The 8,805-nt window shown below is 67.6% G+C and carries 7 protein-coding genes and 1 pseudogene; 1 reads left to right on the top strand and 7 read right to left on the bottom strand.

Features of this window, described 5'->3' with window-relative positions; all coding sequences use genetic code 11:
• Window positions 1–473: 473 nt before the first annotated feature.
• From ruvC to WS62_RS01825, 6 genes are all read right to left on the bottom strand, one after another.
• Window positions 474–1,016 carry a crossover junction endodeoxyribonuclease RuvC gene (gene ruvC / locus WS62_RS01850; protein ID WP_066487439.1) on the bottom strand — a complete coding sequence of 181 codons (543 nt, stop codon included), beginning with the start codon at window positions 1,014–1,016 and terminating at the stop codon, window positions 474–476.
• 195 nt (window positions 1,017–1,211) lie between these two features.
• Window positions 1,212–2,777: a bifunctional phosphoribosylaminoimidazolecarboxamide formyltransferase/IMP cyclohydrolase gene (purH, locus tag WS62_RS01845; RefSeq protein ID WP_066567003.1), complete on the bottom strand. Its 1,566-nt coding sequence runs from the start codon at window positions 2,775–2,777 to the stop codon at window positions 1,212–1,214.
• 43 nt (window positions 2,778–2,820) lie between these two features.
• Window positions 2,821–3,054 (bottom strand): Fis family transcriptional regulator, encoded by a 234-nt coding sequence (locus tag WS62_RS01840; protein WP_059470781.1) that lies wholly within the window; start codon window positions 3,052–3,054, stop codon window positions 2,821–2,823.
• A complete protein-coding gene (gene dusB / locus WS62_RS01835) occupies window positions 3,051–4,115 on the bottom strand; it encodes a tRNA dihydrouridine synthase DusB (protein ID WP_066567001.1) in 1,065 nt (354 codons plus the stop codon). Before dusB ends, WS62_RS01840 begins: the two co-directional genes overlap by 4 nt.
• Before the next feature lie 593 nt (window positions 4,116–4,708).
• Window positions 4,709–5,902 carry a UbiH/UbiF/VisC/COQ6 family ubiquinone biosynthesis hydroxylase gene (locus WS62_RS01830; RefSeq protein ID WP_066567006.1) on the bottom strand — a complete coding sequence of 398 codons (1,194 nt, stop codon included), beginning with the start codon at window positions 5,900–5,902 and terminating at the stop codon, window positions 4,709–4,711.
• 43 nt (window positions 5,903–5,945) lie between these two features.
• Window positions 5,946–7,355: an aminopeptidase P N-terminal domain-containing protein gene (locus WS62_RS01825; protein ID WP_066566999.1), complete on the bottom strand. Its 1,410-nt coding sequence runs from the start codon at window positions 7,353–7,355 to the stop codon at window positions 5,946–5,948.
• A gap of 386 nt (window positions 7,356–7,741) precedes the next feature.
• On the opposite strand from WS62_RS01825, the gene WS62_RS01820 reads away from it, so the two are divergent.
• The gene (locus WS62_RS01820; protein ID WP_066566997.1) at window positions 7,742–8,353 is read left to right on the top strand and encodes a glutathione S-transferase family protein; all 612 of its coding nucleotides are present in this window, start codon (window positions 7,742–7,744) and stop codon (window positions 8,351–8,353) included.
• A 341-nt stretch (window positions 8,354–8,694) separates the two neighbouring features.
• Here WS62_RS01820 and WS62_RS01815 read toward each other — a convergent pair.
• Window positions 8,695–8,805 (bottom strand): annotated as a pseudogene (locus WS62_RS01815) (IS5-like element ISCARN85 family transposase); the annotation flags it as partial.

Genomic DNA, 8,805 nt, shown 5'->3' with positions numbered 1-8,805 from the left:
GCAGAGTGAACGGGTTGGTTTGCAACAACGGTGGCAAGTCTCGGCATCCACGTTACGGACGGCGTCGGGATATCCCGGCCAAACCCCTATCAGCGATCACCAGCCACCCACCAGGCCCGGTGACAACACCCCCCGGATCATGACTGCGACTGGGGGCGGGAATCATGCCGGGCCTGGCTGGCCAAAACCCCAATTATCGGGGTGTGAAGATAGTAACGGGGGCGGCCGGGAGATCGCCGGCGGGCCGCGGGTTGCGTGCGGCGAGCGCGGCCGACGGGACGGTGCGCCGGGCGCGTTCGGGGCATCCGGGCTGCGAGGGGCGGCTCGAGCGGCAGGCGCGGTTGGCGTTGCCGGGATTGTTGGAATTGCCGGCGCGTCCGGCGCGTTTGAGGCAATGGATGGGGGGCGATCGACGGCGATTGATCCGAGCGGCGGCGCTGCCGGCGTCCGCTTTGCGTCGCCGGACATCCGCGTTACCCGACGAGCCGTCCGCGCCGAACGCGCAGCCCTTTCTTCGCGAGCGCGGGCGCGATGCCGCCGAGCGTGTTGAGCGTGTCGCCGCTGTGGGCGTGGCAGATCGCCATCCCGAGCGCGTCGGCCGCGTCGGTGCCGGGCCGTCCGGACAGACTCAGCAGGCGTGCGACCATTTCCTGCATCTGCTCTTTCGTCGCGCGTCCGTAGCCGACCACCGCCTGCTTGAGCTGCAGCGCCGTGTATTCGGCGACGGGCAGGCCGCCCGACACGAGCCCGCAGATCGCCGCGCCGCGCGCCTGGCCGAGAAGCAGCGTCGATTGCGGATTGACGTTGACGAACACTTTTTCGATCGCCGCCTGATCGGGGGTGTGCTCGCGGATCAACGTCGAGATGCCGTCGTAGATCGTGCCGAGCCGCGTGGGCAGGTCGGCCGTGGGCGTCTTGATCACGCCGCTTGCGACGTACGCGAGCTGATGGCCGCTGACGTCGATCACGCCGAAGCCCGTGACGCGCAAGCCGGGGTCGATGCCGATGATTCGCATGGAAAAACGGAAAAGCTGTCTGCGACCGATACTACACGAATGACGCGGGATCCCGGCGAAGGCGGGGCGGAATCGCCGAACCGAAAAACCACCGCACCGAAAAATCACCGCATGACCCATCGAGATCGCACGTCCGATAAAAAACCCGGCGGTGGGACGCCGCCGGGTTTCGCTGAAAACGACGCGTCGCGAGAATCAGTGACGGAAGTGACGCACGCCCGTCAGCACCATCGCGATGTTGTGCTCGTCGGCTGCGGCGATCACTTCGTCGTCGCGCACCGAGCCGCCCGGCTGGATCACGCAGGTCGCGCCCGCCGTGACGACGACGTCGAGGCCGTCGCGGAACGGGAAGAACGCGTCCGACGCGACCGCCGAGCCGGCGAGCGTAAGGCCCGCGTTCTGCGCCTTGATGCTCGCGATGCGCGCCGAATCGACGCGGCTCATCTGGCCCGCGCCGACGCCGAGCGTCATCCCGTTGCCGCAGAACACGATCGCGTTCGACTTCACGTACTTCGCGACGCGCCATGCGAACAGCAGGTCGTCCATTTCCTTCGGCGTCGGGTGGCGCTTCGTGACAACGTGCAACTCGCGCGGCTGGACGTTCTTCGAATCGAGCGACTGCACGAGCAGGCCGCCGCCGACGCGCTTCAGGTCGAACGCGTTGTGGCCGTCGCCCAGCGCGATCTCGAGGAGACGCACGTTCTGCTTCGCCGCGAACACCTGCTTCGCCGCATCCGAGAACGACGGCGCGATCAGCACTTCGACGAATTGCTTCGCCACCGCCTGCGCGGCGGCTTCGTCGACTTCGCGGTTGAACGCGATGATGCCGCCGAACGCCGACGTCGGATCGGTCTGGAACGCCTTCGCGTACGCTTCGGCCGCATCCGCGCCGAGCGCGACGCCGCACGGATTCGCGTGCTTGATGATCACGCATGCGGGCGCGTCGAACGTCTTCACGCATTCCCACGCGGCGTCCGAATCGGCGATGTTGTTGTACGACAGTTCCTTGCCCTGCAACTGGCGGTAGTTCGCGAGCGCGCCGGCCGGCGTCGCGATGTCGCGGTAGAACGCGGCGCGCTGGTGCGGGTTCTCGCCGTAGCGCAGGTCCTGCACCTTGTCGAACGCGAGGTTCAGCGTCGCCGGGTACGGGTTGCGCGAGCCGTGCTGCAGGTCTTCCGTCAGGCTCGTCAGGTAGTTCGTGATCGCACCGTCGTACTGCGCGGTGTGCGCGAACACCTTGGTCGCGAGGCGGAAGTTCGTCTTGTAGCCGACCGTGTTGCCGTTCGCCTTCATTTCGTCGAGCACGACCGCGTAGTCGGCCGGATCGACGACGACCGTCACGTCGCGGTGGTTCTTCGCCGCCGAGCGCAGCATCGTCGGGCCGCCGATGTCGATGTTCTCGATCGCGTCGGCGAGCGTGCAGTCGTCCTTCGCAATCGTCTGGACGAACGGATACAGGTTCACGACGAGGAGATCGATCGTCGGAATCCCGTGCGCTTCGAGCGCCTGCATGTGCTCGGGCAGGTCGCGGCGAGCGAGGATGCCGCCGTGCACCTTCGGGTGCAGCGTCTTCACGCGCCCATCGAGCATTTCCGGGAAGCCGGTGTAGTCGGCCACTTCGGTGACGGGCAGGCCCGCGTCGGCGAGCAGTTTCGCGGTGCCGCCCGTCGACAGCAGCTTGACGCCGAGTTCGGACAGCGCTTTTGCGAAGTCGACGATGCCGGTCTTGTCGGAAACGGAAATGAGCGCTTGCTTGATCATGATGGAACCACCAATAGCCAGAAAACGGGGACGGGGCGGCCGCCTACAGCAGGCCGTGCTGCTGCAGCTTCTTGCGCAGCGTGTTGCGATTGATGCCGAGGTACTCCGCGGCGAGCGACTGGTTGCCGCCCGCCTGTTCGAGCACGACTTCGAGCATAGGCTTTTCGACGCACGACATCACCATCTCATAGACGTCGTGCGGATTGGAGCCGTCGAGATCCCGGAAGTAGCCACCCAGGCTGTCGCGGACGCATTGTTCGATGTTGTGCTTGCTCATGCTGCTAATTGGTTAGGATCGCCCGGCTCGCCGCGGCCGCCATCTTCTTCGTCCACGTAGACGAGGCGGTCGGACAATGCCTGTTGCGCGTCGAAGAATGCGTTGACGGCGGCAAGTTGCTCGCGCGTGGAATCGAGCGTGTTCATCCGGTGCCGGAACCCGTTGGCACCGGAAAGGCCGCGAGTGTACCAGCCGATGTGCTTGCGCGCAGTACGGACTCCCGTGAATTCGCCGTAGAACGCGTAGTGATCCTCGAGGTGCTCGTTCATCACCTGGCGGATCTCGTCGATGCGCGGCGGCGGCAGGAGCTCGCCGCTTTGCAGGAAATGACCGATCTCTCGGAAAAGCCATGGCCTTCCTTGCGCCGCGCGGCCGATCATCAGCGCGTCGGCGCCCGTCGCCTCGAGCACCGCCTTCGCTTTCTGCGGCGACGTAATGTCGCCGTTCGCGACGACCGGAATGCGCACCGCGGCCTTCACGGCAGCGATCGTGTCGTATTCGGCGTCGCCGCGGTACAGATCGGCGCGGGTTCTGCCGTGCACGGTCAGCATCGAGATGCCGGCGGCCTCGGCGAGTTTCGCGACCGTGATCGCGTTCTTGTGTTCGCGGTCCCAGCCGGTGCGGATCTTCAGCGTGACGGGCACCGCATCGGGCCCCGTGCCGACCGCGGCGATCACCGCCTCGACGATTCGCTGCACGAGCGGCTCGTTCTGCAGCAGCGCGGAGCCGGCGGCGACGTTGCAGACCTTCTTCGCCGGACAGCCCATGTTGATGTCGATGATCTGCGCGCCGTTCGCGACGTTGTGACGCGCGGCCTCGGCCATCATCGCCGGATCGGCGCCCGCGATCTGCACTGCGATCGGTTCGACTTCGCCCGCGTGGTTCGCGCGGCGCATCGTCTTTTCGCTCTTCCACAACTGCGCGTTCGACGCGACCATCTCGGACACGGCGTAGCCTGCGCCGAGCCGCTTGCACAGCTGGCGGAACGGCCGATCCGTGACGCCCGCCATCGGGGCGACGAACAGATTGTTGCGCAGGACGTGAGAGCCTAGGACGGGCATCGCAATGGGAGCACCCGCGCGGGGCGCGGGCAGGGGGCAGGCGAAAGGGAAAACGCGCATTTTACCGTAACCGCCGGTGCCGCCGAATTGGGCAACTGTCGGCAATCGTTAAATCGTCGATGAATATTGCGTGAATGTGGGATGGCGCATCGTGCGCGGCTGCAAAGCGGAGTAGACGCGACGCGTCGGGAGGTCGTTTCGGGACGCGCGAACCGGCCATGCGAGCGATCTCGCCGACGATGCCGTGCGCGCGTGCGTGCTTCGCACTCGCGCCGATGTTGCCGTGTGCGTGTCGGCATAGGCGGTGTGGCGGAAAGCGTATGCGAGGTGAGAGATGAGAATCTGGATGTCAGCCCTCAGCCCTCAGCCCTCAGCCGATTCTGTCGAAAAACGCGCTGACCACGGGCGGAGCCAGATTCTCAAGGGCCCTCTTGTCCTTGGCGGGCGCCCACGAGCGGCTTGTCGCGCGACCTGACGGGTCGATTCTTCGCGAGCGGCAAGCGAGGCTTCGGAAACGGCGTTTTTCAACGGAATCGGCCATCAACCCCATCGTCAGCCAGCCGCTCGACGCCGAATGGTCGACGCCATCCGCCTCACCGCCGCTGCCCGAACATCATCTGCCGCGCGATCGCGGTCTTGAGCGGCGGCACGAATTCGAGTGCGGTGAGCGCCGCGCCGCGCAGCACGGCGAGCGGTCGCGAGTCGACGGTGAACAGGCGTGCGAGCGTGTCGGTCGCGCCGATCGTGAGGCGCCTGTCGAGCGCGCGGCGCGCGTTGAACGTCGCGAGCGCGAGCGGTGTCGCGCCGTGCTCGGACAGCGTCTCGGCGAGCGTGTGCGCATCGCGCAGCCCGAGGTTGAGCCCCTGGCCCGCGACCGGGTGCAGCGTCTGCGCGGCGTTGCCGACGATCGCGATTCGTCCGTCGACGAGCGTCTCCGCCGCGGCGAGTCCGAGCGGGAACGCCGCGCGCCCGACGATTTGCGTGAAGCGTCCCATCCGCGCACTGAACATCGTGCCGAGTGCCTGCAGGAATGCGTCGTCGGACAATTCGATGCGCCGCCGCGCGACATCGGGCGCGCAGCACCAGACGAGCGCGTAGTCCGCCTGCCGCGGGCCGCCGAGCGGCAGCAGCGCGAGCGGGCCTTCGGCGGTGAAGCGCTCCCACGCAACGCGCGGCCGCGGCGCCGACACCGTGACGGTGCCGACGAGCGCCGTCTGCCCGTAGTCGCGGTTCTTCGCGCTCTCGGTCAGCTTGCGCTTCCGGTCGTCGAAGAGGCCGCCCTCCGCGTTGACGAGCACGCGCGCGCGCAACTCGCGCGTGCCTTGCGGCGTGTCGAGCGTGATCGTCACGCCGTCGGCGTCCTGCGTCGGCGAATGCGCGGACGTCGACGTGAACCAGTGCGCGTGCGTGCCGCGCACCGCGCGCGCGAGCGCCTGCACGATCGAGCCGTAGCGCACGACGTAGCCGAGCGCGGCGAGGTCGTGCTCGTCGCGATCGATCAGCGTGCGGCCGAAGTGGCCGCGCTGCGACACGTGGATGTGCTCGATCGGCGTCGCGTCGCCCGGCCAGCCGAGCGTATCGAGCAGCATCCGGCTGCCCTGCGACACGGCAATCGCGCGCGGATCGTTCGCGCTCGCGTCGGGATCGCGTGCGTCGCTCAGCGCGACGGACAGCGCACGGGTCGCGCTGCGGCGCGCGAGCCAGCCGGCGAGCGCGAGCCCGACCGGCCCGGCGCCGACGATCGCGATATCGAAGTCGAAAACGGGCGAAGGGGCGGCGGTCGTCATCATTCGTGAATCGTGGATCTCGGTGGGAAGCAGCGGGTGCGGGTCACGGCTGCGGGCGGGCGGCCTGGGTCTGCGCATCGCGCATCAGCGCCTCGATCTCGTCGGCGGCCACCGGCACGTCGCGCGTGATCAGCTCGCATCCCGTCGGCGTGACGAACGCGTCGTCCTCGATCCGGATGCCGATGTTCCAGAACGCCTGCGGCACGTCGTCGGCCGGACGCACGTACAGCCCCGGCTCGATCGTGAGCGCCATCCCCGCGTGCAGCACGCGCGACGGCAGCGCGCCGTCGTCGTCGCGCGGCGCGCGGCGCTCGCGGTAGTCGCCGCAGTCGTGCACGTCCATCCCGAGCCAGTGGCCCGTGCGGTGCATGTAGAAGCGCGTGTACGCGCGCTCGGCGATCACGTCGTCGACGCTCGCGAAGTGTGTCTTCGGCACGAGGCCGGTGTCGAGCATGCCCTGTGCGAGCACGCGCACCGCGGCGTCGTGCGGCGCGTCGAATGCGGCGCCCGCGCGCGTCGCCGCGATCGCTGCTTCCTGCGCGGCGAGCACGATGTCGTAGAGCGCGCGCTGCGGGCCCGAAAAGCGGCCGTTCGCCGGGAACGTGCGCGTGATGTCGGATGCGTAGCCGTCGAGCTCGCATGCCGCGTCGATTAGGATCAGGTCGCCGTCCTCGACGATCGCGTCGCCCGCCGGGTAGTGGAGCACGCACGCGTTCGCGCCCGTCGCGACGATCGAGCCGTACGCGGGCGATTGCGCGCCGTGGCGGCGAAACGTGTAGAGCAACTCGGCTTCGAGTTCGTATTCGCGGATGCCGGGTCGGCATGCGGCCATCGCGCGGCGGTGCGCGAGCGCGGAAATCCCGGCCGCGCGGCGCATGATTGCCTGCTCGTGCGCGTCCTTGATAAGCCGCATGTCGTCGAGCAGCGGCCCGAGATCGAACGCGGCGCCGGGCGCGGCGACACCTGCGCGGGCGCGCGAGCGCACCGCGTCGAGCCAGCCGTTCAGGCGGCCGTCGAATTCGGTCGAAACGCCGAAGCGATAGAAGAGCGCGTGCGCATCGGCGACGATGCGCGGCATTTCGGCGTCGAGCGCGTCGTATGGGAACGCGGCGTCGAAGCCGAACGCGTCGCGCGCGGCTTCGGGCCCGAAATGGAACCCTTCCCAGATTTCGCGCTCGGGATTCTTCGCGCGGCAGAACAGGATCGCGCGCGGCGCGTCGCCCGTCGCCGACGCGTCGAGGACGAGCAGCGCGTCGGGCTCGGTGAAGCCCGTCAGGTAGCAGAAGTAGCTGTCGTGCCGGTACGGATAGCCGTTGTCGCGATTGCGGAGCACTTCCGGCGCGGTGGGCACGATGGCGACGCCGCCGCCTTGTGCGCGCAGCGATGCCAGCACGCGGTCGCGGCGCTGGCGGTAGACGTCGAGGGCGATGGCGGGTTCGGTCGGCAGATTCATCACGCGATTGTAGCGCCGTCGCGCGCGACGGGTGGGGCGGCGGGCCGTCGGTCGTGCGGCGGCGATGCGGCGGGCCGGCCGCCAAGGGGTGCACGCGACGCCGCACCGCGCGCGGCGCGAAGCCGCGCGATCCGCGGGAAATCGCGCTTGGCCGGCACGCGCCGGCGCAAAACGGCAGCTCGGCTCCGCGACAAAAGCCGGACGGCTGCAACACGAAACCGGACGGCGCAACCCCCGCCGTCTTGCCCAGTTGCGCGGCCCGCGCGGCGGCCGCGATTGTTGCAAACCATCCACAGGCCGGATGGCCGATTATCAACGGAGACGCAACGGCCGGTTATGATCGGCGACAACGTATACTCTCGGGCGGTATTCCCGACAGAAGACAGATGATGAAATTAATCGGTTCGCTCAGCAGCCCGTTCGTCCGCAAGGCGCGAATCGTGCTCGCTGAAAAGAAGATCGACTACAAGCTGGAGCTCGAGAACGTCTGGGCGCCGGACACCGACATCCATGCGTCGAACCCGCTCGGCAAGGTGCCGTGCCTCGTGATGGAGGACGGCGCCGCCGTGTTCGATTCACGCGTGATCTGCGAATACGTCGACACGCTTTCGCCCGTCGGCAAGCTGATCCCGCCGTCCGGACGCGAGCGCGTCGAGGTGCGGTGCTGGGAGGCGCTCGGCGACGGCGTGCTCGACGCGTCGGTCGCGATTCGTATCGAGCATACGCAGCGCGAGCCGCAGCAGCGCAGCGACGCATGGATCGCGCGCCAGCAGCGCAAGATCGACGACGGCCTCGTCGCGATGTCGCAGGGCTTGGGCGGCAAGACGTGGTGCGTCGGCAATCACTACACGCTTGCCGACATCGTGCTCGGCTGCACGCTCGGCTACCTTGATTTCCGGATGCCCGAAATCAACTGGCGCGAGCGCCATCCGAATCTCGACAAGCAATTCGTGAAGCTGTCGCAGCGCCAGCCGTTCGTCGACACGGTGCCTCAGTGACGCGACGCCGCGCGCGGCGTCGATGACAAAACGCCCCGGTAGCGGGGCGTTTTTCGTTTGACGCGCGGCGCGTGGGCGGCGCGCGACGTTTCGATGCGCGAGCCGACGGCAAGGCTCGCCGGGCTGCTCGCGACAGCGGTGCGCCACGCAGCGGCGACTTACGAGAAAACGCCCTTCGGCGGGTAATGCCGTTCAGTTAAGCGCGGTTCGCAGCGGCCTAGCCTTGCAGAACCAAGGAAAAAGGCCGCTCCAGTATGAATCGGAGCAGCCTTTTTGATCTTAACTGAACGGCATTACCCTGCGGCGGGGCGTTTTTTCCGTCGAACTAGGGCGTGTTCACACTATCGAAGGGCTTCGACAATCAGGGCGAAGTTGATAAAGGCAATGAACATCAGATCGAGTTTGTCGAAGCGCGAGAAGATGCGACGAAAGCCCTTCAATCGACGGAACAG

The organism is Burkholderia sp. ABCPW 14 (assembly GCF_001523835.1).
In the GTDB taxonomy this organism is placed as follows: domain Bacteria; phylum Pseudomonadota; class Gammaproteobacteria; order Burkholderiales; family Burkholderiaceae; genus Burkholderia; species Burkholderia mayonis.
The sequence above is the reverse complement of the archived record's forward strand: the minus strand, read 5'-3'. Positions and strand labels throughout refer to the sequence as shown.